Annotated in this window: 13 protein-coding genes and 1 pseudogene; 4 read left to right on the top strand and 10 right to left on the bottom strand. The window is 73.7% G+C overall.

Annotated elements, in window-relative coordinates; all coding sequences use genetic code 11:
- Window positions 1-510, top strand: a pseudogene (locus ACWEBX_RS29775) (glycosyltransferase family 39 protein); the annotation flags it as partial.
- Here ACWEBX_RS29775 and ACWEBX_RS29770 read toward each other — a convergent pair.
- Entirely contained in the window at window positions 404-901 is a 498-nt protein-coding gene (locus ACWEBX_RS29770) for a MarR family winged helix-turn-helix transcriptional regulator (protein WP_451887886.1), read from the bottom strand. The pseudogene ACWEBX_RS29775 and the gene ACWEBX_RS29770 sit on opposite strands and share 107 nt — an antisense overlap.
- Window positions 902-1,026: 125 nt before the next feature.
- On the opposite strand from ACWEBX_RS29770, the gene ACWEBX_RS29765 reads away from it, so the two are divergent.
- On the top strand, window positions 1,027-1,440 hold the full coding sequence (locus ACWEBX_RS29765; protein WP_361681287.1) for an organic hydroperoxide resistance protein: 414 nt from the start codon (window positions 1,027-1,029) through the stop codon (window positions 1,438-1,440).
- A 110-nt stretch (window positions 1,441-1,550) separates the two neighbouring features.
- Here the strand turns inward: ACWEBX_RS29765 and ACWEBX_RS29760 are convergent, their stop codons facing one another.
- The 9 genes from ACWEBX_RS29760 to ACWEBX_RS29720 form a co-directional block, all read right to left on the bottom strand.
- On the bottom strand, window positions 1,551-3,218 hold the full coding sequence (locus ACWEBX_RS29760; protein ID WP_451887885.1) for a hypothetical protein: 1,668 nt from the start codon (window positions 3,216-3,218) through the stop codon (window positions 1,551-1,553).
- A gap of 84 nt (window positions 3,219-3,302) precedes the next feature.
- A complete protein-coding gene (locus ACWEBX_RS29755) occupies window positions 3,303-4,559 on the bottom strand; it encodes a hypothetical protein (RefSeq protein ID WP_451887888.1) in 1,257 nt (418 codons plus the stop codon).
- Window positions 4,560-4,696: 137 nt separating this feature from the next.
- Window positions 4,697-6,907, bottom strand: a complete 2,211-nt coding sequence (locus ACWEBX_RS29750; RefSeq protein WP_451887884.1) for a bifunctional glycosyltransferase/CDP-glycerol:glycerophosphate glycerophosphotransferase — start codon at window positions 6,905-6,907, stop codon at window positions 4,697-4,699.
- Between the two features lies 1 nt (window position 6,908).
- A complete protein-coding gene (locus ACWEBX_RS29745) occupies window positions 6,909-9,068 on the bottom strand; it encodes a bifunctional glycosyltransferase/CDP-glycerol:glycerophosphate glycerophosphotransferase (RefSeq protein WP_451887883.1) in 2,160 nt (719 codons plus the stop codon).
- 121 nt (window positions 9,069-9,189) lie between these two features.
- Entirely contained in the window at window positions 9,190-11,562 is a 2,373-nt protein-coding gene (locus tag ACWEBX_RS29740; protein ID WP_451887882.1) for a bifunctional glycosyltransferase/CDP-glycerol:glycerophosphate glycerophosphotransferase, read from the bottom strand.
- 150 nt (window positions 11,563-11,712) lie between these two features.
- On the bottom strand, window positions 11,713-12,624 hold the full coding sequence (locus ACWEBX_RS29735; protein ID WP_451887881.1) for a carbohydrate ABC transporter permease: 912 nt from the start codon (window positions 12,622-12,624) through the stop codon (window positions 11,713-11,715).
- Window positions 12,625-12,706: 82 nt separating this feature from the next.
- Window positions 12,707-14,047 (bottom strand): carbohydrate ABC transporter permease, encoded by a 1,341-nt coding sequence (locus ACWEBX_RS29730; RefSeq protein ID WP_451887880.1) that lies wholly within the window; start codon window positions 14,045-14,047, stop codon window positions 12,707-12,709.
- A 7-nt stretch (window positions 14,048-14,054) separates the two neighbouring features.
- On the bottom strand, window positions 14,055-15,461 hold the full coding sequence (locus ACWEBX_RS29725) for an ABC transporter substrate-binding protein (RefSeq protein WP_451887879.1): 1,407 nt from the start codon (window positions 15,459-15,461) through the stop codon (window positions 14,055-14,057).
- A 355-nt stretch (window positions 15,462-15,816) separates the two neighbouring features.
- On the bottom strand, window positions 15,817-19,842 hold the full coding sequence (locus tag ACWEBX_RS29720; RefSeq protein ID WP_451887887.1) for an FHA domain-containing protein: 4,026 nt from the start codon (window positions 19,840-19,842) through the stop codon (window positions 15,817-15,819).
- Between the two features lie 491 nt (window positions 19,843-20,333).
- Between ACWEBX_RS29720 and ACWEBX_RS29715 the strand changes: the two genes are divergently transcribed.
- Window positions 20,334-22,001: a serine/threonine-protein kinase gene (locus tag ACWEBX_RS29715; protein WP_451887878.1), complete on the top strand. Its 1,668-nt coding sequence runs from the start codon at window positions 20,334-20,336 to the stop codon at window positions 21,999-22,001.
- A gap of 172 nt (window positions 22,002-22,173) precedes the next feature.
- Window positions 22,174-23,412 carry a serine/threonine-protein kinase gene (locus ACWEBX_RS29710; protein WP_451887877.1) on the top strand — a complete coding sequence of 413 codons (1,239 nt, stop codon included), beginning with the start codon at window positions 22,174-22,176 and terminating at the stop codon, window positions 23,410-23,412.
- Window positions 23,413-23,665: the final 253 nt, after the last annotated feature.

Genomic DNA, 23,665 nt, shown 5'->3' with positions numbered 1-23,665 from the left:
GACCGCAGCCCCGACCGCCGTCCCGACGACCTGGCCGCCGTCGCCGCCGTCGCCCGCCGCGAACTGCGCCCCGGCGACCCGGTGCTGTTCCTGCCGTCCCTCGCCCGGCGCGCGGCCCTGGCGTACCCGAAGGGCTTCCGAGGGATCCGCGACATCGCGCTGAGCGTTCCCGCGCCCGCGTCCGGAACCCTGTACGGCCGTGAGGCGGATCCCGCCGAACTGCGCCGCAGGCTCGACCGGCTCGACCGGGTGTGGCTGGTCGCCGCGCCCTTCGCGACGCGCCGGACCTGGTCCCCGGCGGAGGCGACCGAGCGCCTCAAGCTCGCCGTGCTCGACGAGCGGTTCGCATCCGTGGAGCGGGTCGTGGGCCGAGGCGTGACGCTGCGCCTCTACGTACGCCGGCCTACGTACATCCCGGGGCCTCGGACAGGGCTGCCTCGTCCAGTGCCGCCGTCAGCCGGTCCAGCCGGGCCCGGAGCTCTCGGATCTCCTCCAGGTCCGCCCCGGTAGCCGCCGCGATCCGGCGCGGGACGTCCAGCGCGCGCTCCCGCAGCGCGGACCCCTCCTCGGTGAGCGCCACCTGCACGGACCGTTCGTCGCGCGCGCTGCGCTCCCGCCGTACGAGACCCGCCGCCTCCAGCCGCTTCAGCAGCGGTGACAGGGTTCCCGAGTCGAGCCGCAGATGCTCGCCGACCTTCTTCACGGGCAGCTCGCCGTGCTCCCACAGCACCAGCATGACCAGGTACTGCGGGTAGGTGAGCCCGAGGTCCTTCAGGAGGACGCGGTAGACGCCGCCGAAGGCGCGCGAGGCGGCGTTCAGCGAGAAGCAGATCTGCTCGTCGAGGCGGAGGAAGTCCCCCGCGACGGGGGCGCCGGCGCTCGGGGCGGGTGTTGCGGTCATGCCCTCAGGATAGCTCTAGCGAGCAATTAAGTTGTGCACAACTGAATTGCGTGCTCTAATTCTGGTCGTGGGGCCGCCGGACCGGCAGCCCCCGCCACGATTCCGACCTGAGAGGGATGGTCCCCATGGACGCGCTCTACACCGCCGTCGCCACCGCCACCCACGGCCGCGAGGGCCGTGCCGTCAGCTCCGACGGCACGCTCGACCTCGAGCTCGGCATTCCGGTGGAGATGGGCGGCAGCGGCAAGGGCACCAACCCGGAGCAGCTCTTCGCCGCCGGGTACGCGGCCTGCTTCGCGAGCGCCCTCGGCCTGGTCGGCCGCGCCGCGAAGGTCGACGTCACGCAGGCCGCCGTCACCGGCGAGGTGGGCATCGGCAAGCAGGGCGAGGGCTTCGGCCTGGCCGTCACGCTCCGCGTCGAGCTGCCCGACACCGTGGACGAGGAGACCGGCCGCAAGCTGGTCGAGCAGGCCCACCAGGTCTGCCCCTACTCCAACGCCACCCGCGGCAACATCCCGGTCGAGCTCGTCATCGAGTAACCGGCACCGAGCGGGCCGGTGCCGGAAGGTCCGTCATCGAACGGCACGGACCGCCGCACCGGCCTCGCGTCGTGTCCGCGAAGTCCCGCCCGCCCCGCGGGCGGACGACGTCACGGACGCGACCCGGCACCGGCACCCGCATCGCCCTTCGCGCCGGCCACTGCACCGGCCGCCGCACCGGTGCGGGTGCCGGGCCCCGGCCCGATCCGGGCCAGCACCTCCCCGGTCTCCCGGCTCCACGCCACCACCGTCGCCTCCTCGGGCACCGGCCGCCAGCGCGTCAGCAGCAGCCAGCGGGCGTGGTACCGGCGGGCGACGGCCATGCGTTCGGCCCGGGTCGACGACGGGTCGAGATAGGCGCGCACCGCCGTGAGCCGGCGCAGCCGCTCGCTCTCGGCGAGGGCCGGGTCGGGCCAGGCGGGCGCCGCGAGATCCGGGCCGTAGCCCGCGAGCAGATGGACCGAGTAGTACCCGTCCGCGATGACCGCCTCGCCGGGCCGGATGTACCGCGCCGCCCAGTCGTACGTCGGCCAGTGCGGCGGCTGGGCGAAGCCGACGGGGTCGAGCCATCGCGGCACCACCGCTCCGGCCTGCACGGTCAGGAACCCGGTCAGCGCACCCGCGGCCGCGGCCCCGCCCAGCAGCCGCCGCCACGGTCCCCACGGCCGGGGCTCCGCCAGCTCCACCCCGAGCGCGAACTGCAGCGGCACCAGCGTGAGCCCGAGGATCCTGCCGTACGTGTAGTGCCCGCTCACCCAGCCGTACGCCACCACCGCGCACTCCAGCGCGAACATCAGCACCAGCGGATCGCGCCACCCGTGCCCCTCGCTCCGCCGGGCGTGCCGCACGCGCAGCCACAGCGCGGGCACCCCGGCCAGCGCCAGCCAGAAGTGTCCGGGCATCCGGTCGTACAACTGCTCGTGCATGGCGTCCACGCTGCGGTCCCCGGTCAGCCCGAAGACGTCGAAGTACGGCCACACGTAGGCGATGAGGAGCGCCACGGCGCCCGTGAGCAGCCACCGGCACACCACCGCCGGACGCCGGCCGCGCTGCCGGGCCGCCACGAACGCCACCCCGCCCAGCACCGCCGCGATCGACGTGATCGGATGCACGAGCAGGATCAGTCCGTACAGGGCGCCGAGCGCCGCGTACCCCCACCGGCTCCCCAGGCCTCCCGGGCCGACGAACCGGACGAGGCCGCCCGTGCCCCCCGCGCGCCGGCCGGTGAACGCCCAGGCCCAGAAGGCCAGTCCGATGGCGAACGTCGAGGGATAGCCCAGGTTGCCGGTCATCGACATCAGCCCGAGGTAGCCGCTCCACCAGGCCCGCTCCGTGCCCCACAGCAGCACCATCGCGAACAGGCACAGGACCGGCGCCGCGCGACGGGGTGTCAGCACGCGGGTGAAGCGGCCGATGCCGGTCAGCAGCACCAGCAGGTTGACGGGCCCCGACAGCCGCACCACCGCCCAGCCGCTCAGTCCGGTCAGCCGGGCGAAGGCGCCCTGGGCCACCGCGTACGGCGAGTAGTACGGGCTGCCCGCGCCCGGCAGGTCCGCCATCGGATGGCGCGGGTGCAGCAGGTCCGCCCGCAGACGTTCGACGACCGCCGCGTGCTGGCCCGCGTCGCAGCACAACGGGATCCGCCAGTACGCGAGCGTCATCACCAGCCAGAACAGGCCGCCCCAGACCTGGTACGGCGTCGGACGCGGGCGGCCCCGGCCGCGCAGCGCGGTCGCGCCGCGGACGGCCTCCCGCCGGGTGACGACGTCGGCGCTCATCGGGCGGCGGGGGAACAGGGAGCGGCGGTTTCCGGCATCTGCCCTATATGCCCGCCGCGATCGGCGGCCTAGCCCTTGATCACCTCATCGAGCGACCTCGGACTCTCGCCTTTTGGGCCCCGGAACCAGATGCCCGGGCAGCCGCGTACCCGGGCGGACGACCGAGTCGAGCAGCAGGGGCAGGCCCACCGCCGGCAGCAGCCACAGCAGCACGATCAGCCGGTCGCCCCAGACGTTGATGTCGGGGTGCGCGGCCTGGTTGAGCACCCCGGTGCCCGCCGCCGCCAGCAGGAACACGGCGAAGGCCCGATGCCTGCGCAGCGCCCCCCACCCGGCCGCCACGACGGCCGCGAGGAACAGCGGCTCCCACAACTGGCGGCGCGTCCACTCGATCCAGAAGGCCGCCTCCAGATGGAGGAACTCCGGCCACGGATGGACGCGGTCGGGTCGCGCGTAATGCCCCGTGAGCAGATCCTGCACGCTCTCCGACTGGGACGGGTAGTGCAGGACCTTCGCGAGCAGCACGGTGGCCAGCACACCGCAGCCCGCCACCACGCCCAGCGTCCGCAGCGGCCCGTCCCACCGGCGCCGCCGCGCCAGGAGCACCGCGCAGGAGACGCCCAGGCACAGCCCGAGGAACAGCGCCTGCGAGTGCTTCACCGTGAACAGGACCGCCAGGGAGCCGCCGACCAGCCAGGTCCCGGCCCGCGTCCGGCCCTGAAGGACCAGCGCGCAGCCCCACAGGGCCGCGAGGGTCACGGCCATCATCAGGCCCTCGGTCATCGGGCGCATCGCCGTCGTACCGCACGGCAGGACGTAGTAGAGGGCCTGTCCGGTCAGGGCCGCTCCGGTGGAGGTGCCCAGGGTGCGCAGGAGGCGGAAGAGGAGGACGCCCCCGGCAACCGTCACGAGGACGGCCGAGGCCCACAGGCCCCAGGTCACCCCCAGCAGCGTGACGAAGGGAACCAGCAGCACCGGATACCCCGGCCGCGCCTCGAAGATCCGCATGAAGCGGGGCGGCATGAACGGCACGGTGTGTCCCGTCGCCGGCCCGGCCGCCAGCCGTGCGGACACGCCCCGCCACTGCTCGCGCCGGCACTCGGCGACGACCCGCCGGGTCGGACTCGCGCGGTGGAAGCGCACCACGTCGACGGCCTGGTTGCGCCGGGCCACGGACGCCTTGCCCGCGCACACGTAGTCGATCGTCAGGGCGGCGGCCTCCTGCTTGCCGTAGCCGCTCAGATCCAGCGCGTACGTCAGGTAGTTCTTGGTGTCGGGGGTGTCCCGGTCGGTGATGTTGGCGAGCTGGAGGACGGCGAAGACGACGGCGATCAGGATCACCCGGGCACGGGCCGAACGCGGGACCCGCGCCCGGAACCGGCGGGACCGCGCCGCTCCGGGCGCGCCAACGGAGCCGCCCGGGACGCCGGCCGTCGTGCCGGTGGCGGGGCCGGTCGCGGGGCCGTCCGAGGCGGCGCTCATGACGACGCGAGGACGTCGTGGCCGGCCTGGGCGGGCAGGGCGGCGATCGCCGACGGCGGTACGAGCGGCTCGCCGAGCATCAGGGTGCGCACCACCCGCTCCGCGGCCCTGCCGTCGTCGAACTCGCAGAACCGTGACCGGAATCCGGCCCGCAGCCGCTCCGACTCCCCGTCCCGCCAGGCCCCCGACGCGAACAGCTCCGCCAACTCCCGCTGAGAAAAGGTGACATGCCCCGGGGCATCGGCCGTGATGTCGAAGTAGGCGCCCCGGCTCGCCGCGTACGCGCCCCAGTCGTCGGCGAGGAGCACGATCGGCCGGTCGAGGTTGGCGTAGTCGAACATGAGGGCCGAGTAGTCGGTCACCAGGGCGTCGGAGGCCAGCATCACGTCCTCGACGCACGGCTCGTCGGTCGCGTCGACCACGACACCGCGCCGGTGCAGCTCGGCCAGCCCCATCCCGCGCGCCGGACCGTCCGCGAGCGCGGGATGCAGCCGCACGACCAGGGTGTGGTCCGCGCCGAGGCCGTCCGCGAACGCCGCCAGGTCGAGACGCTCGGCATGCCCGCCGCGGACGTACTCGCGGCGCGTCGGCGCGTACAGCACCACCCGGTTCCCGGCCGGGATCCCGAGGCGCGCGCGGGCCGCCTCCCCGTCCTCGGTCCGGGCCCGCACCAGGACGTCGTTGCGGGGGCTGCCGCTGCGCAGCGAGGTGAAATGGCAGGGGTAGGCGCGGCCCCAGACCAGCTCCGAGTGCCGGTTGGCGACCAGGCTGTAGTCCCAGCGGTCGGCACGGCGCAGCATCTGCGGCACGTCGACGCCCTGCCGCGCGCCCGGCTTGTGGAGCAGGTCCGCGGCCATGTACTTCAGCGGGGTGCCCTGGTGGGTGTGGACGTGGACGCTGCCGGGCCGCTTGACCAGCGAGCCGGGCCAGTTGACGTTGTTCACGAAGTACGTGGCCCGTGCCGTGATCCGGCGGTAGGCGAGCGAGTCGAGCAGGACGTGCTCGGTGTCCGGCGGCAGCAGCCCCGCCTGCTCCTCGTCGCGCACCACCCACACACCGCGCACGTGCGGGGCGAGTTCGCGTGCCGCGGCGTACACCGCGGCCGGATCGCCGAGCACCCCCCGGTGCGAGAACGCCGAGTACACCGCCAGATGCGGGTCCAGCGGCCGGTGTCCGTGCACCGCGGAGCAGCCGTACTTGACCCGCGCGGCGACGGCCCGGCGGGCCTGCTGTCCGCGCCGGCCCAGTTCCCGGCCCGCGCGGTCCGCCTGCCGCCGTACCCGGTAGCGGGTGAAACCGCCCTCCAGGACCCGCAGTTCGGCCGGGACGGGACCGCTCTTGTGCCTGCGGAACAGCGCGGCCGTCAGCCGGAAGAACTCGGCCCTGTCCTCCCCGGGCAGCCGGTCCTCCTTGGAGAGGATGTCGAGGCAGTGCTCGCCCATCTTGCCGTGCAGATACGGGCGCCAGTGCGCGAGCTCCGGCCGGGAGCCGAGGAACGCGAAGACGCGCTCGTACTGGTCGTGGATGTCGAAGTGCTTGCGGCTGGTGGTGGACAGGATGTTGCCCTGCCTGCGCTGGCGGTAGGCCAGACAGATCCGGTCCAGGGCCGCGATCCGCTCCGCGCTGAGCATCACAGGGAACGTCCAGGGCGTGTCCTCGTAGTACCCCGGCGGGAAGGCGAAGCCCTCCCGCTCCACGAACGCGCGGCGGTAGACCTTGTTCCACACCACCATCAACAGATCGAGGATCTCCGGGTGTTCGGCCGCTGAGAAGGTGCCGGGGCCCGCCTCCGCAAGGACCCGCGCGAGCACGTTCCTGCGGGTGCCGCCCCACCAGTAGGTGCGCGCGTAGTCGAAGACCAGCACATCCGGGTCGGCCGTCTCGTCCAGGCGGTCGGCGACGGCGCGCAGCGCGCCCGGTGTGAGGGTGTCGTCGCTGTCGAGGAAGAAGAGGTAGTCGCCGCCGGCGAGCGGCATCCCGGCGTTGCGGGCGCGGCCGAGCCCCACGTTCTCCGGCAGGTGCAGCACCCGAACCCGGGGATCGCGGGCCGCGTACTCGTCGAGGATCGCGCCGCAGCCGTCCGGGGAACAGTCGTCGACGGCGATGACCTCGATGTCCGTGTACGACTGCTCCAGGACCGAGTCGAGACACTCGCGCAGAAAGCCCTGCACCTTGAAGACGGGGACGATGATGCTGAAGCGGGGCACGTCAGCTCCTTACGAGGGTGGACGCGGCGGGAGCCGGGACGCGTTCGGCGAGCGGCAGGACGGGCGGGATCGTCTCGGGGGGCTCGCCCAGCAGCACCCTGCGCACCACCCGCTCGGCGGCCCTGCCGTCGTCGAACTGGCAGAAGCGCCCACGGAAGCGGGCCCGCAGCGCGGCGGCGGCCGGATCCGCGTAGGAGCCGTCGGTGAACAGCGCGGCCAGCTCGTCGGGGGTGCGCGCCACCCGGCCCGGCGGCTCCTCCATCACGTCGAAGTAGACGCCCCGGGTCTCCCGGTAGACCTCCCAGTCGTCCGCGTACACGACGACCGGCCGGTCGAGGTTGGCGTAGTCGAACATGATCGACGAGTAGTCCGTGATCAGCGCGTCGGCGGCCAGGCAGACGTCCTCGGAGGACCGGTGCCCGGTCACGTCGATGATCCGTCCGCTGCCGCGCCCACGGCCCTCGTCGTAGAAGTAGTGGGCGCGCAGCAGGACGACGAACTGTTCGCCGATCGCCTCGCAGAAGGCCTCCAGGTCCAGCCGGGACTCGAAGCCGGTGCTGTGGTCGCGGTGCGTGGGCGCGTACAGCAGCGCCGTCCGGCCCTCGGGCACCCCGAGCCGTTCGCGGACCCGGGCCACGTCCTCGGCGGTCGCCGTGCAGTAGACGTCGTTGCGCGGATAGCCGTACTCCAGCGCCTCGTAGCCGCCCGGGAAGGCCCGTTCCCACATCTGGGTGGAGTGCCGGTTGGAGGAGAGGTTGTAGTCCCAGCGGTCCACCCGGGCCAGCAGCTTGGTGAAGCTGCCGGTCGCGGCGGCCACCACCGGGAACGTCGACTGGTCGACGCCCATCTTCTTCAGCGGTGTGCCGTGCTGGGTCTGGAGGTGCACGCTGCCGGGGCGTTTGACCACGCCGTCCGCGAAGTTGGCGTTGTTGACCAGGTACTTGGCGCGGGCCAGCACCTCCCAGGCGCGCCGGCTGCCGATCACCGCGTGCTCGACGTCCTTCGGCAGCGCGTCGACGGCCTCCGGCTCGACCAGGAACACCGACCGGATGTGCGGGGCGAGTTCGCGGGCCTTGGCGTGGATCGCCGCCGGATTGCAGGCGTAACCCCGGCCCCAGTACGCGCAGTACACCGCGAGATTCTCGTCGAGGGGACGGCGGAGCTGGAGGGCGTAGCGCGCCCGGGTGCGCAGTGTCCGCCCCCGGGGCACCCGGCGCAGCACACCGGAGACGGCCCGGTTCGTGCCGCGCAGCGCGCGGAACGCGCTGTACGCGCCCGCCGCGAGCAGCAGGTGCTGCGCCCCGAGACTGCCCGCCGGAGCCCGGAACCCGGCCGGACGGTGCCGCCGGTAGAGCGTGCCCGCCCGGCGGAAGAAGGCCCGGCGGCGGCGCGCGGGCACCCGGGCCGGGTGCGCGGCCGCCTTCAGGACCAGGGAGAAGAGCTGCCCGAACAGCGCCTTCGACCGGGCCGCGGGCAGGGTCCGCCGTGAGGCGTGGACGAGGACCCGCTCGACCTGGTCGAGGAGGTCGAAGTGGTGCTCGCCCGGAGCGTTGAGCCGGCTGCCCTGGCGGCGCAGATGATGCCGTACACAGACCGTGCGCAGCACCGCAGGCCGCTCGGCCGTCACCGTCACCAGGCCGCCCCAGCCCGTGTCCGTGAAATGCCCTTCGGGGAAGGCGAGTTCGTGCTCGGCGACGAAGCCGCGGCGGTACACGGCGCTCCATGCCGGAACGTGTACGCCGAGGACCTCCGGGGCCTTGTCGAGCGGGGGCGTGCTCGGCTCGCCCTCCCACCAGTGCACCCGCTGATGCCCGAAGTAGAGGACGTCCAGGCCGGCCGGGAGACCCGCGTCCAGGGCGTCCAGGGCACCCGGCACCAGTTCGTCGTCGCCGTCGAGGAAGAGCAGGTACGCGCCCTTCGCCGCCGCGATCCCGGCGTTGCGCGCCGCGCCCAGTCCGCCCGACGGCGGCGAATGGACCGGGACCACCCGGGAGTCCCGGTCCGCGTACGCGGCGGCGACCGTGGCGGCCGGGGAGTCCGGCTCGTCGCAGACCGGGATCAGCTCGAAGTCACCGAAGGACTGGGCCAGGACCGAGTCCAGCGCGCGGGCCAGGTGCCCGGCGACTTCGAAGGTGGGCACGATGACACTGAAGCGGGGCATTCTGCTCTTTCTCTCAGGGGCGCCGGACGGGGAGTTCATCGCCCGGGGCGCCCGGCCGGCCGCCAGGTGGAGGGCCGGGTGGGCGTGGGCCGCGAGGGACTGGACGGCACGCGGACTCCGGTCAGAGGGTCTCGGTCGACGGAACGGCGACCCCGGGAGCGGGGACGCCCCCGAGCGGCTGATCGGAGTCCGTGACGCTCGTGAGCGGCCGGCCGGAGTCCGGGACACCCGTGAGCGGCCGGCCGGGGTTCCGGACGCCTCCCCGTGGCTTGCCGGTGCCCGGGACGCGCGCCGGGGCTGCCTCGGCCGAAGGGACCGGGCGGCGTTCGGCGAGGGGGACGAACGGGGGCAGTCCGGCGCTCTCGCCGAGCACCACATGCCGTACGACCCGTTCGGCGGCCCGTCCGTCGTCGTACGGGCAGAACCGCTCGCGGAACGCGGCCCGCAGCCGCGCCGACTCCGGGCCGCGCCACCGCCCGGTCGCGAAGACGTCGATCAGCTCGTCCTCGCCGCGCGCGAGGGCGCCCGGCGGGAAGGCGCGCACGTCGAAGTAGGTGCCGCGGGCCGCCTCGTACGCCTCCCAGTCGTCGGCGAGGACGACGACCGGCCGGTCCAGGACCGCGTAGTCGAACATCAGCGACGAGTAGTCGGTGACCAGCGCGTCCGAGGCGAGGCACAGCGACTCGACACTCGGATGGCCGGACACGTCGATGACCCGGCCGCCCGCCGTCTCCGTGAGCGGCGCCCCGTAGGCGTGATGGGCGCGAGCCAGCACCACGAAATCCGGGCCCAGCTCGCGCAGCACCCGCTCCAGGTCCAGGGTGCGCGGCCGGCTGTGCCGGTAGTCCCGGTACGTGGGCGCGTACAGCACGGCGACCATGCCCGCGGGGATGGCGAGCGAGGCGCGCAGCCGGTCCACGTCCGCCGCTGTCGCGTGCTGGAACACGTCGTTGCGGGGCAGCCCGTATTCCAGCGTCGTGTACGAGGAGGGGAAGACGCGCTCCCAGACCAGCGTGGAGTGGCGGTTGCCGGACAGGCAGTAGTCCCACTTGTCGGCACCGCGCAGCAGCTCGGCGAAGTCGGTGCCGCGCGCGGCGGCCGGCCGGTCCTGGAGATCGAGTCCCATCCGCTTCAGCGGGGTCCCGTGCTGGGTCTGGATCATGATCTGGTCGGGCCGCTTGACCAGCCGGCGGTCGAAGTTGACGTTGTTCACCAGGTACTTGGAGCGGGCGAGCGCCGTCCAGTACCCCGCCGTGCCCGGACGCAGCGGCCGCGTCCGGTCCGGGATCGTGTGGTGGTGCTCGGCGTGCGCGATCCACGCGGTGCGGATGTGCGGCGCGAAGCTGCGGAACGCGGACTCCAGGGCTCCCGGGTTGCAGCCGTGGCCCCGGCCCCAGTAGCTGGAGAAGACGGCACGGTCGGCGCGCAGCGGAAGACGGAGCTGCACGTGGTAGTGGACCTGGAGCGCGGCGCCGCGCACCGCGCGCCGCAGCCCGGCGGCCGACCGCACGGCTCTCTTCCTGACCCGCGACAGGACGGACAGCAGACGGTACGTGCGATGGGTGCCGAGGCCGACCAGCGCGTGGCGCAGCCGTGTGCGCGGACCGGCCGGCGCGCCCGGGACGCGGTAACGGCGGTAGTGCGCGCGGGCCTTGCGCAGGAACTCGGCCCGGGCCGCGCGCGGCAGCCGGCCCCGCTTCACGAACACCGTGGCGAAGTGGTCGATCATGCGCCGGAACAGCACCGGACGCCACCGGTCCAGTTCCGGGTGCGCGGCGACATGCGCGAAGACACGGTCGTACTGCTCGAAGACGTCGAAGTGCTGACGGCTGCTGGTGCCGAGGATGCTGCCGTGGCGCCGCTGGCGGTAGTGCACACAGACCCGGTCGAGGGTCGCGATCGTCCCGGCGGACATCAGCGCCGGATACGTCCAGGGCGTGTCCTCGTAGTAGCCGGGCGGGAAGCGGAAGCCCGCGCGCTCGACGAACTCCCGGCGGTACGCCTTGTTCCACACCACCATCAGCAGCCGCAGCAGTCCGGGACGTTCGTCCAGCCGGAACGGCGCCGGGCCCTCCTCGGTGAGCTGCTCCGCGGCCCGGTTCCGGACGGCCTCGCCCGACCAGTACGTGCGCGCGTAGTCGTACACCAGGACGTCCGGGTCGCCCGTCTCCTCCAGCCGGCCGGCGATGGCCCGCAGCGCGTCCGGGGTGAGCGTGTCGTCGCTGTCCAGGAAGATCAGGTAGTCGCCGGTGGCGCGGTCGAGACCGGCGTTGCGGGCGCGCCCGAGGCCCACGTTCTCGGGCAGGTGCACGGCCAGCACCCGGGAGTCGCGGGCCGCGAACTCGTCGATGACCGTCCCGCAGGCGTCGGGTGAACAGTCGTCGACCGCGATGAGTTCGAGATCCGGGCAGGACTGTTCGAGCACGGATTCAAGGCACTCGTGCAGGTACGCCTGAACCTTGTACACGGGGACGATGACACTGAACCTGGGCACGGGACATCCATGGGTCGGCGCGGGCATACTGCCCGAAAACGGCCGAAGGGGTGACTTGGTTACGCCAGATGTGGCATCCGGGGGACGCGGGGTGAACGGCGAGGGGCGGGCCGGTGTCCGGCCCGCCCCTCAAGCACCCTCGCGACCTGGTTACTTGACCGCGCCCGCCATCACTCCGGAGACGAACTGCCGCTGGAACGCGAAGAACACGGCCAGTGGGATCACCATCGAGAGGAAGGCGCCCGGCGCCAACACGTCGATGTTGTTGCCGAACTGGCGTACCTGTGTCTGGAGAGCGACCGTGATGGGCTGGCTCCCCGAGTCGGAGAACACCAGCGCGACCAGCATGTCGTTCCACACCCACAGGAACTGGAAGATCCCCAGCGAGGCGATCGCGGGACCGCCGAGCGGCATCACGACCCGTGCGAACAGGCGCAGTTCGCCCGCGCCGTCCAGCCGGGCCGCCTCCAGGAGCTCCCTCGGGATCTCCGCGAAGAAGTTCCGCAGCAGGAACACCGCGAAGGGCAGTCCGTAGCCGACGTGGAAGAGGACCACGCCGGTGACCGACCCGAAGACGCCTATCTTCCCGAAGAGTTCGGCGATCGGGATCAGCGCCACCTGTACCGGGACGACCAGCAGACCGACCACGCCGAGGAACCACCAGTCGCGGCCGGGGAACTCCATCCAGGCGAAGGCATAGCCCGCGAGCGAGCCGATCACGACGACCAGCAGGGTCGCCGGAACCGTGATCAGTACCGTGTTGAGCAGCGAGTTGGTGATGTCGCTGTTCTCCAGGAGCTTCTGGTAGTTGTCCACGGTGAGCTGCGAGGGCGCGGTGAACACCTTCCACCAGCCGCTGCCGCTCATGTCCTCGGGGCTGCGCAGCGAGGACAGCAGCAGTCCGATCGTCGGCACCAGCCAGAACAGGCCGACGAGCACCAGGAAGACGCGTACGACACTGCCGCCGAGCCCGCTCGCGATCCGTGAACCGAGCGAGGGCCGCGCCCTGTTCACGGCCGTCGCGGGCGCGGTCTTCGCCAACTGTCCGGCATGTGTGGTCATCGCCGCACCTCCCGCCTGAGCCGACGACTGCATCGTCCCGGGGGACGACCCCCGGACCCCCGGCCGAACGACGCATGTGCCGTCATCGCCGCACCTCCCGCCTGAGCCGACGCACGTTGAAGGCCATCACCGGGATCACCAGCAGGAGCAGGAACACCGCGATGGCGCTCGCCACGCCCGGCCTGCCCTCCGAGAAGCCCTTGCGGTACAGCTCAAGGGCCAGCACGTTCGCGTCGTCCTGGGAGGAGCCGGGCGCGATGATGAACACCAGGTCGAAGACCTTCAGCACGTTGATCATCAAGGTCACGGCGACGACCGCGAGCACCGGCGCGAGGAGCGGCACGGTGACCCGGCGGAACACCTGCCACTCGTTCGCCCCGTCGACCCGGGCGGCCTCCAGGAGTTCGCGCGGCACGCCCGCCAGGCCCGCCGCGATCAGCACCATCGCGAAGCCCGCCCACATCCAGACGTAACTGCCGATGATGGCCGGGGTGACCAGGGACGGGCCCAGCCAGTCGACCCCGTTGTACGGCTCCGCGAAGTTGCTCGCCGGGAGCCGCAGCCGCGCTCCGTCCGCCTTGCCCGAGAGCGAGAACGTGCCGTCGTCGCCCACCTTCGCCGAGTCGACGACCTCGCCGTCCTTGACCGCCTCGATCCTCATCCCGGAGTAGCCCAGCTCGCTCGGGTCGATCTGGCCGAGCCTGCCGACGCCCTTCCCGCGGGTGAAGTCCTGCCAGGCCGTGCCCGTGACCCTGCCGGGATCCGTGGCCGCCCGCACCGCCTTCCTCGCGCTGCCCGGCATCTGGTCCGGGGCGACGCCGACCAGCGGCAGGGCGACGGACTGCCCGGTGTGCACGGCGTCCCGGGTGACGAACCCGCCCTTGTCGGCCGTCAGGGGCGACTCCCGGCCCGGGTGGGCCTTCGGGAACGCCGACGCCGGGGCGAAGGTGTCGTGCACCCCCACCCACACCGCGTTCGCGACGCCCTTGTCCGGGTCCTGGTCGTACACCAGCCGGAAGATGATGCCGGCGGCGAGCATCGAGATCGCCATCGGCATGAAGACGACCAGCTTGAACGCCGTTCCCCAGCGCACCCGTTCGGTGAGCACCGCGAAGATCAGCCCCAGCGCGGTCGCGACCGTCGGGGCGAACACCACCCAGATGATGTTGTTCTTGAGCGCGGTGCGGATGCCGTCGTCGGTGAACAGCGCCTTGTAATTGTCGAACCCGGCGAACCCGTCGCCCTGTTGGTCGTAGAAGCTGCGCACGACCGAGTACCCGATCGGGTAGACCACGAGCGCGCCGAGCAGCACCAGGGCGGGCAGCAGGAAGAGCGCCACCACCGCCTTGCGGGTCCCGGTCACGCTCTTGCGTGTACGGGCCGGGGGCACCGGTGCGCTGCCTCCGGCCGTCGCCGACGTCATGACCGGATCAGCCCTTGTAGGCCGCTGCGGCGTCCGATTCGAGCTTCGCCTGTGTCCCCGCCACGTCCTTCGGGTTCTTCAGGAAGTCCTGGAGGTCCTTCCACTCGCCCTTGCCGGGTGTTCCGCCGAAGGCCTGCGGGGCCTGGTCGGACATGTCGAAGCGGAAGTCGTCGCCGGCCGCGATCAGCGCCTTGGCGATGGCCTGCTGGACGGCGTTCGGATAGGCGGATTCGGCCACGTTCTTGTTGGGGGAGAGATAGCCGCCGAGCTTGGCCTGGATCGTCGCCGCGTCCGGCGAGGCGAGGAACGTCAGCAGTGCCTGGGCCGCCTTCGAGTCCTTCAGGACGACGGCCGCGTCACCGCCGCTGACCACCGGCGCCTTGTCGCCGACCGCCGGGAACGGGAACACCTTCGCGTCCGTCCCGATCTTCGCCTTCGTCTCCGCGATGTTGACGCCCACGAAGTCGCCCTCGAAGACCATGCCCGCCTTGGGCTGGTCGCCACCGGTGAACGTCTGGGTGACCGAGGCCGGGAACTCCGTCTGGAGCGCGCCGTCCGGGCCGCCCGCGATCAGGTTCTTGTCACCCCACAGCTCGGCAAGCGTGGTCAGCGCGTCCTTCACGGACGGATCCGTCCACTTGATCTTGTGCTGGGCGAGCTGGTCGTACTTCTCGGGGCCCGCCTGGGAGAGGTAGATGTTCTCGAACCAGTCGGTGAGCGTCCAGCCGTCGGCACCGCCGACCGAGACGGGGGTGACACCGGAGTCGTAGATCGTGTGCGCGCTGGCCAGGAACTCCTTCCAGGTCTTGGGCTCCTTGGCCCCCGCGTTCTGGAAGACCTTGGTGTTGTACCAGACCAGGGACTTGTTGGCGGCCTTGTAGTACACGGCGTACTGCTTGCCGCCGACCTTGCCGAGGTCCTGCCAGCCCTGCGCGTAGTTCTTCGTCAACTGCGCCTGCGCGTCCGGGCCGACGGGCTTCGCCCACCCCTTGTCGACGGCCTGCTTCACCGCGCCGACCTGCGGGAGCAGCGCCACGTCCGGGGGCGCACCGCCCGCTATCTTCGAACCGAGGAAGTTGATGATCGGGTCCTGCGCCGGTACGAAGGTGACCTTCGCGCCGGTGCGCTTCTCGAACTCCGCGAGCACCTTCTTGAAGTTGGCCTGTTCCGCCCCGGTCCACACGGCGGCGACCTCCAGGGTGGCGCCGTCGAGCTTGGGCAGGGAGACGGAGCCAGGGCCGCCGCTCTCCGTGGCCTTGCCGCCGTCGCTTCCCTTGCCGTCATCGCTGCCGCCACCGCACGCCGTCAGCGTGAGCGCGCCCGCGACGACGGCGGCCGCCGCGGCCTGCGCGGCTCTGCGCGAGCGGCGGGTGGAGTGACCGGGCGACCTGCGTATCTGAGGAATGCTGCGCATCACTGCCCCGTTCTTCGTTCTTCGTCGAACGTCAAAGCGGCTGCTGCCCCGATCACTCCGGTCTACGCCTGCCCACTCGTGGGCGGCAAGACCGCCGGTGGTGTCAAGTGGGCGATCGTGACGGGGTCGTGACGTCGCGTCACGGTCACGGAGCACGCCGACGGCGCTCGGCCGCACGGAGGCGGGAGCGGCGCCGACGCTGTGACGTGCGCGGTCGCGGGATGCCGGGCGGGGGCTCCGACGGCGCGGGCGTCCTGGCCGCCGGTCGCAGGGGGGCAGGGCGTTCCGGCCGCCGGTTGCGGCGGTCAGGGTGTCCGGGCCGCCGGCCGTGGCGGTCAGGTCTCCCGGCCGCGGATCACAGCAGGGAGGGCATCTCGGCCGCCGAGACGGAGCGCGCGGCCCGTTCCAGGGCGCTGGCGAGCAGGGCGAGGTCCGTCGGTCCGTTGCCCAGTTCGCGGACCGGGCGGCGGGCCGGCGGGTCGCCCATGCGGTGCCACTCCAGGGGGACGACCGTGGGGCGCAGGGTCGCCGTCCGCGGAATGCGTCCCGTGACCCGCCCGCCCTGGAAGGGAATCTCCCGGCCGTCCGGGAGCCGCAGCCGGCCCCGCCCGGGGGCGGGTTCCTCCGGTCCGGGCGACGGCGCGTCCAGGGTGACGCGCAGCGCGGCGGAACGCGTCAGTTCCGACGCGGCCGTACGGCCGTCGGCGCCGGACGCCGCCGCGAGGTGGACCCCGAGCCGGTCGCCCTCCCGGACGACGGCCTCCAGCGCCCGTACGACCGAACCGGCCGCCGGGCGTCCCGGAGAGCCCAGCGGCGGTGCCAGCAGGGCGTCCAGATCGTCGACGACCACGACCAGACGGGCCAGCGGCGGCCCCGGCTCGGTCTGCCGGTGCGCGGCGGCGGGCCGCAGCCGCAGCGTCGAGCTGGACGGGGTGTCGAGGTCCGAGGCGCCCAGGGAGGAGGTCCCGCCCGACGAGCTTCCGCCCGAGCGCTGGGCCACGATCCGGCCGGGGACCGTCCGCCCGGCATGCCACTCCGCGAAGCCGAGCCGGCCGAGCAGTTCGGACCGCCGCTTCAGCTCGGCGCTCAGCGCCTGGGCGAACTCCCGCATCCGCACGGGGTCGTTGGCGGTGAGGTGGGTGGTGACGTGCGGCAGGTCGGTGCAGACCTGGAGGCCTTCCCCGCCACCCGCGCCGCCGTGGGCGGCGGTTCCGTCGCGTCCGTCCATCAGGACGATCCCGAGCCGGTCGGGCCGCTCGGCGGCGGCGAGGGACGCGGCGACCGAACGCAGCAGTTCCGTGCGGCCGCTGCCCGGCGGGCCCTCGATCAGCAGATGCGGGCCCTCGACGGGCAGGTCCACGGCGACGGGTCCGCGCGGGCCCGCGCCGAGCACCGCCCGCGCCCGTCCGCCGAACGCCTCGCTGTCGTCCGCGGCGTCCGCCCAACGCGCCATCAGGGAGGCGGGGGTGGCCCGCGCCAGCCCCAACTCGTCGAGCAGACGGGCCGTCTGGGGCAGGGGCGCCGACACGCGTGTGTGCCGGTCCCCGACCGTGCCGTCCGTCCGCAGCGGTGCCAGGGACCGGGCGAACCGCTCGGCCCAGGCGAGGGACACGGCGTCCACGGCGGCGACGGTGCCGTGCCCCACGGGGCCGCGCGGGAGTTGGTTCGCGGCGCCGGAGGACGTACGGCCCGTGCGGGACGCGGTGGCGTCGGCGCGGCCGCCGGAACCGGTGTGCCGTCCGGACGCCGGGCGGGGGATGCCGGTGTGGGTGGCTCCCCCGTGCCGGGGGCCGGAGTGCGCCGGCGAGGTGTGCGCGGCGCCGGAGGAATCCCGCCCGCCGCCGTCGGGTCCGCCGTGCGGTGCCGCTTCGGAGGCGCGCTCGCCGCTGCCGCCCGGTGCCACCCGCATCAGCCGCAGCGCCGTGGCCACGTCCCCGCTCAGCAACGCCACCGCCCCGCAGGCACGGAACGCCGGCGACACCTCGCACGCCGCTTCGTAGGTCTCCGTCACCGGCGACGCGGGCGAGGCGGCGACGGTCTCGGCGAGGCACACCAGATGGATCCCGGCCCGCGAGCCCTCGTGCGCGAGGCGCGTCAGGCCCTCCCGCACATCGGCGCCCCCGGGGTCCCCGTCCACGATCACCACCGTGTACGGGCCGTCGTACCCCTCGTCCGCGTCGTCGGCCCGCGCCCAGGACGGCCTTCGTGCCGCGCTCGGCGAGCCGCCGTCGCCCGAGGGGGTGACGTGTCCGGCGCGCCCGGCGTCCGTGTCGTGCGTCCCGGACCGGGCGGCCGGAACCGAGGCACCGGCGCCCCCGGACAGCGGACGGCGTACGCGCGGTGCCTCCTCCGCCTCCGCCAGGTGATCCTCCAGGCGGCGCAGGAGCTCGTCCGTGCGCGCCGCCGCCTGCTCACGGTCGTACGCGAGGAGCAGACGGCAGTCCTGGCCGTGGACGGGACGCAGATGGGGGAGCCAGCCGAGCCAGGACCACTCGGCGGTGCGCTCCTCGACCGGGCGGGTCCGGTCGGTGCTGACGAGGACGATCTCCAGGGTGTCGGGGGAGTGCAGCGCGGCGAGCTGCGCGACGACCGCGCGGGCCAGCCCCGACAGCCGCGCCCGCGGTCCGGCCAGGCCCAGGGAGCCGGCCTCCCGCAGCCCGGCGGTCACCGGCACCGCGGGCAGCAGGCCCGAACCGTCCGGCGCGGTCCGGTCGGCCGTGCCCAGCCGTACCGCCAGTGCCTCGGGGTGGCCGGGGCCGCGCTCCCACAGCCGGGGACCGGGGCCCATCGCGGTGAGCAGCAGGGTCGACGGATCGGGCCAGCTCTCGGGCGAGCGCCGCACGGCGGGAAGGAGTTCCTCCACCGCGACGGTGCCGTCCTCGTACGTCTCCCGCGCCGGGGACGGTCCTCCGCGGCCGCCCGCCAGGCGCCGGGCCCACGCGCCGATACCGCCCCGCCTGCGCACGCCCGGCGGAATGTCCGTGCCGCGCGTGGGCGTGCCCGTGCGGGCAGAGGGGATGCCCGCTCCGGGGGTGCCGGACGCGTCGGCGGCGCCGGGGCCGAAAGCCCCCGCGTCGGCGCGCCCCGCCCCGTCCGCCCCGTCCGGGCCGCCGGAGCCCGCGGGCCCGCCCGTCTCGCGCGCGGAGGCGCCGGTGCCGGAGCCGCGGCCCTCCGTCGTCGAGCCCCGGGGGCCGCTCTCGATCCGGGGTGCCCGGCCCTGTTCCGGTACGGCCGGGGGCACGGCTCGTCCGTGTTCCAGTGCGCCGGGGACGCCGCCCGCGGAAGCGCCCCACTCCGCGGTCCCGTAGGCGTGATGCGTCTCGCCCGCCGGCGGCAGACCGCCGCTCTGGCTGAGGGAGGCGCTCTCCCCGCGCGCGTGGGGCACGGCACCGCGCGGCTGCGAGGCGCCCGGTCCGGGGGCGGTGGTGCCCGGTGAGGCTTCCCCCGGGAAGTTCCCGGCCCTCGCGGGGGCCGCGGACGTCGCCGGGGGCGCCGAAGCCGCGGGGGAGGTGGAACCCGGGGAGGCCGAGCCCGGCCGGCCGGTGGCGCCGGCGGCCGAGGCGCCGTGCCCCGCGAACCCGCCGGGCCGGGCGGTGGTGGAGGCTCCCGCCGGAGTGCCGTGACCGCCGGACCCGCCGGCCCGGGCGGGGGCGTTCCCGGCGGACCCGCCGGAACGGGTCGGGGCGTCCTCGGTCGACCCGGTCCGCACCCGGACATGGCCCTCGCCGTCCGGAGCCGTCTCCACCAGGCCGGGGCCGCCCGGCGGGGCGAGCCGCAGGGCGGACTCGCCGACGCGCAGCAGCGCGCCCGCGGTGAAGGGGACGGGGCGGCCGCCGACACGGGAGCCGTCGAGTGTCGTGCCGTTCGTGGACCCGATGTCGGCGACGGAGACGCGGCCCTCGGGGGTGACGGTGACCGCGCAGTGCAGGCGGGACACGTCCGGGTCGTCCAGGGGCACGTCGGCGTCCGCGGAGCGGCCGATGCGGATCTGGCCGCCGTGCAGCAGGTGTACGCCGCCGGCGTCCGGTCCCGCGACCACATGGAGCTGGGCCGACACGTCGTCCAGGTCGGGACCGGGCTCGGCGGGCGCGCCCAGACTGAGCACGGCGCCGTCGGTCAGCGGCGGCTCGCCGAGTGTGCAGCGCTGGGCGTCCAGCCGCTCCGCGCCTGCGTAGAGCACGATCTGGCCCCCGCCGGACTCGCGGCCCCGCTCGCCCTGTGAGGTGCCCCCGCTTCCCCCGACCGCCGCGGCCAGCCCCGACGCGACCGCGGCCAGCGCCGTCCCGGCGGGCGCGGTGACCAGCACATCGCAGGCCGCGGCTCGCCCCCGCGGTTCCGAGGGCGGGCCCAGCGGGTCTACGACGGTCAGCCGGATCTGCATCGCCGTCAGGGGTCCCTTCAGCACAGGCGCCGCGACGAGGGCGAGGCTGCGCTGCGGTCCCCCACCGCAGATCCCCCCACCGCACACGGGCACGTCGGCCAGTAACTGGAGGCATCCTCGCACCTGCCACCGACAACACGCCCGCCCCCCACCCGTAAGTGATCTTGATTGGTCGGCTCTGCCCGTAAAAGTTCCTGACCAGTGCCCTCCCGATGTCGGCTTGAGATCGCTCACGCCCGGTCCGGGCAACCAAGCGACCGGAGTCGGCGTCTTTCCGTCGAACACATGCGAGCGGCTTTCCGTCGAACAGGGACGGGGACGCCTACGTAAGCGCTTATGCGAACCACAGGTGCGCACGGGACCTATGGGAAAGCACACGAGCAGGACAGCCCGTTGCCGGGCAGGGCGGCACTAGAGTGGGTCGGAATCTCCTGTACCACGGTGATCACGGTGGACGGACCAGGCAAAGCAAGCAACAGGGAGCGCATGACGTGCGGCCGGTAGGGAGCAAGTACCTCCTGGAGGAGCCGCTGGGGCGCGGCGCCACAGGCACGGTCTGGCGCGCCAGCCAGCGGGAGACCGCCGGCGCCGAGGCGGCCGTCGCGGGACAGCCCGGCGAGACCGTGGCGATCAAGGTCCTGAAGGAAGAGCTCGCCGGCGACGCCGACATCGTGATGCGCTTCCTCCGGGAGCGGTCGGTGCTGCTGCGCCTGACCCACCCGAACATCGTGCGGGTGCGCGACCTCGTCGTCGAGGGAGATCTCCTCGCCCTCGTCATGGACCTGATCGACGGTCCGGACCTGCACCGCTACCTGCGCGAGAACGGACCGTTCTCGCCCGTCGCGGCCGCCCTGCTCACCGCCCAGATCGCCGACGCGCTCGCCGCCAGCCACGCCGACGGCGTCGTGCACCGCGACCTGAAGCCCGCGAACGTCCTGCTCAAGCAGGACGCCGGCCAGATGCACCCGATGCTGACCGACTTCGGCATCGCGCGGCTCGCCGATTCCCCCGGCCTCACCCGGACCCACGAATTCGTCGGCACGCCCGCGTACGTCGCCCCGGAGTCCGCCGAGGGACGCCCGCAGACGTCCGCCGTCGACATCTACGGCGCCGGCATCCTGATGTACGAGCTGGTCACCGGACGCCCGCCGTTCGCCGGCAGCTCCGCCCTCGAAGTGCTGCACCAGCACCTGAGCGCCGAACCGCGCCGCCCCTCGACCGTCCCGGACCCGCTGTGGACCGTCATAGAGCGCTGCCTGCGCAAGAACCCGGACCAACGGCCCAGCGCCGAGAACCTCGCGCGCGCCCTGCGTGCCGTCGCCGCGGGCGTCGGGGTGCACGCCTCACCCGCGCAGATCGCCGCCGCCGAGGGCGTGGGCGCCCTGCTCGCCCCCGACCCGGCCCCGGCCCACGTCCCGGACATGCCCGGCTCGGCCGACCCGACCCAGGTGCTCCCGCAGGGCGCGGGCTCCTACGACCCGTACGGCGCCACCAGCGTGCTGCCGCACACCTCGGGAGCGGCCGACCCGACCGCCGTGCTGCCGCCGGTTCCGCAGAACCAGCCGGGCGGACAGCCCGGCCAGAGCGAGGAGCCGCACCCCTGGCAGAACCAGCTCCGCGCGGCCCGTGACCGCAACGAGCAGACGCAGGTCCAGTACCTCGACCCGAACGAGGACCCGCTGCGCCGCCGCCCGCAGCGCCAGGTCGCGCGGCCGCAGGGGCAGCCCCAGCAGCAGCGTCCGCAGCGGGGCCAGCAGCCGCCGCCCGGATACGGCTATCCGCAGCAGCAGCCCCAGCAGCAGTACGCGCCGCAGCACCAGCAGCAGCGCTACGCCCCGGCGCCCCAGCAGCAGCCCCAGCCGCAGCGGTACGCGCCGGAGCCGCAGCGGCCGCAGCAGCCCGCCCCTCGTCAGCGCGAGCCCCGTCAGGGCAGCGCCAACCCGATGAAGATCCCGGGACTCGGCTGCCTCAAGGGGTGCCTGTTCACGATCGTCATCCTGTTCGTGGCCGGCTGGCTGGTCTGGGAGTTCAGCCCCCTCCAGGACTGGATCGGCTCGACCAGGAGCTTCTGGGGCCAGCTCACCCACTGGTACGACCAGGTCAGCGGCTGGATCGGGGATCTCGGCTCGAAGGACCCCACGGGCGGCTCGGGCAACTGATCCCGGGAGCCTCGGGCGGCCGGTCCGGGGCTCTCGTGCAACCGGTCCGAGGCCCCGGGGCAGCCGACTCTGGGGATTTGTCGACATCTGATGGGTGATTTCTGTCCCGGGCGTGAAGGTTGGCTCCGCGGGCGCGTACTTTAAGCGGCAACACGCGTCTGTAGGAGCAGTCTTGGCACGCAAGATCGGCAGCAGGTACACCGCGCACCAGATCCTGGGGCGGGGGAGCGCCGGCACGGTGTGGCTCGGCGAGGGACCCGAGGGGCCCGTCGCCATCAAGCTGCTGCGCGAGGACCTCGCGTCCGACCAGGAGCTGGTGGGGCGCTTCGTGCAGGAGCGCACCGCGCTGCTCGGCCTCGACCACCCCCACGTGGTGGCGGTCCGCGACCTGGTGGTGGACGGCAACGACCTCGCCCTCGTCATGGACCTCGTGCGGGGCACCGACCTGCGCACCCGGCTCGACCGGGAACGCCGGCTCGCCCCGGAGGCCGCGGTCGCGATCGTCGCCGACGTGGCGGACGGACTCGCCGCCGCGCACGCGGCCGGAGTCGTCCACCGCGACGTGAAGCCCGAGAACGTCCTGCTCGACATGCAGGGCCCGCTCGGCCCCGGCGGCTCCCATCCGGCCCTCCTGACCGACTTCGGTGTGGCCAAGCTCATCGACTCGCCGCGCCGCACCAAGATCACGAAGATCATCGGTACGCCGGACTACCTGGCGCCCGAGATCATCGAGGGACTTCCGCCGCGCGCCGCCGTCGACATCTACGCCCTGGCGACCGTGCTCTACGAGCTGCTCGCCGGTTTCACACCGTTCGGGGGCGGACACCCCGGCGCGGTCCTGCGCCGCCATGTCACCGAGACCGTGGTCCCGCTCCCGGGCATCCCGGACGAACTGTGGCAGCTCATCGTGCAGTGTCTGGCCAAGGCGCCCGCGTCCCGGCTGCGGGCCTCCGAGCTGGGCGCACGGCTGCGGGAGCAGCTCCCGCTGCTGGCCGGTATGCCGCCGCTGGACGTGGACTCCCCGGACGCGGACTCCGCGGACGGGGACGAGGACTACGAGGAGAGCGCGGAGCCGGCCGCGCCCGCCGCGGCGCGTGAGCGGCGCGGGGCCGTGCCCCTGGTGCCGGGGGCCGCGCCCGACTCGAACCGGGACACGCACACCTCGATGCGGGTGCCGGCACCCGACGAGCTGGCCGGCGGTGCCCGGGGGACGGCTCGCGCGCCCCGGGCCGCGGGCGCGCCCCGTCCCGGGTCCGCCCGGCACCGCGCCTCCGCCCGGCGGCGGCGGATCACGCTGGGGGTGGCGGCTTTCGTCCTGGTGGCGGCGGGTGTCGGCACCTGGCTCGCCACCTCCGGCGACGGCGACGCGGCCCCCCAGGACACGAAGAACTCGGCCCCGGCGTCCCCGTGACCCCGGCCGGTGCCCTGGAAAAGACCTTCCTCGCCCCCTCCGCCCCTGCCCGTCCCGTACCTGGGGCTGCCGCCCCCCAGCCCCCCGCTTCGGCCTGACGGCCTCGTTCTCAATCGCCGGACGGGCTGAGACTTTCCGGCGCCGGACAGGAAAACTCAGCCCCTCCGGCGTTTGAGCCGCCGCACCGCTGAATCCCGCCGCGTGGGAGCGCGCGTAGAACCCGGCGGCCTGCTCGGTGGCACCTCGCTCCTCG

Source organism: Streptomyces sp. NPDC005070, from assembly GCF_053600395.1.
This window is presented reverse-complemented; position numbering and strand designations above follow the sequence as displayed.